This is a genomic window from Mesorhizobium sp. M7A.F.Ca.CA.004.04.2.1, assembly GCF_004022825.1.
Classification (GTDB): Bacteria; Pseudomonadota; Alphaproteobacteria; order Rhizobiales; family Rhizobiaceae; genus Mesorhizobium.
Genome location: NZ_RZPH01001713.1, coordinates 1 through 547, shown reverse-complemented (window position 1 = coordinate 547; position 547 = coordinate 1). Strand labels below are relative to the sequence as shown.

The 547-nt window shown below is 60.3% G+C and carries 2 protein-coding genes; one reads left to right on the top strand and one right to left on the bottom strand.

Translation table 11 applies throughout. The annotated features are described in order from the left end of the window. Positions 1–281, top strand: a 281-nt coding sequence (locus EN893_RS37160) for a DUF930 domain-containing protein (RefSeq protein WP_128362315.1), incomplete at its 5' end; no start/stop codon positions are given. On the opposite strand, the gene EN893_RS37155 is transcribed toward EN893_RS37160, so the two are convergent. Next, positions 278–547, bottom strand: a 270-nt coding sequence (locus tag EN893_RS37155; RefSeq protein ID WP_164901556.1) for an HAD family phosphatase, incomplete at its 5' end; no start/stop codon positions are given. The genes EN893_RS37160 and EN893_RS37155 overlap by 4 nt on opposite strands.

The following is a 547-nucleotide window of genomic DNA, read 5'->3' as shown; positions in this document are numbered from 1 at the left end:
GTCAACGCGTGGCCACCCTTTGCGGCAATGTCCTCAGCCGGGAACTGCAAAGTGCCGACTATACGGTCAAATGGGTGCCAACCATTACGCTGGACAAAGGCAATGTTCTCAATCCTCCGCAGGCCGCCTTCAGCACCAGAAACGCCTGGTACAACCTAAATTTCCGATGCGAAGTCGACGCCGATGCGACGAGGGTCCTGTCCTTCAACTTCCGTGTGGGCTCATTGGTGCCGCCTGGCGAATGGGCCAGCCGTGGATTCACAAAGTATCGTCTAAACTAGGCCGGCACACCAAACCTAGCCAATTGCCGGCTAACTTCTTGCCAGTCGGCGCAGACGAAATCGGCACCGGCAGCTGTCAGCCGCGCGGCGTGCTCGGCATAGGTATGGCCGCCACCGGTGTAGCCGATCGCCGTCATGCCTGCGGCGACCGCGCCCTGGATGCCGAAGGGCGAGTCTTCGATGACGATGCAGTCAACGGGATTGGCGCCGATCTTGTCCGCCGCGAAGAGGAAGATGTCCGGCGCGGGCTTGCCGTTCTTTACCAT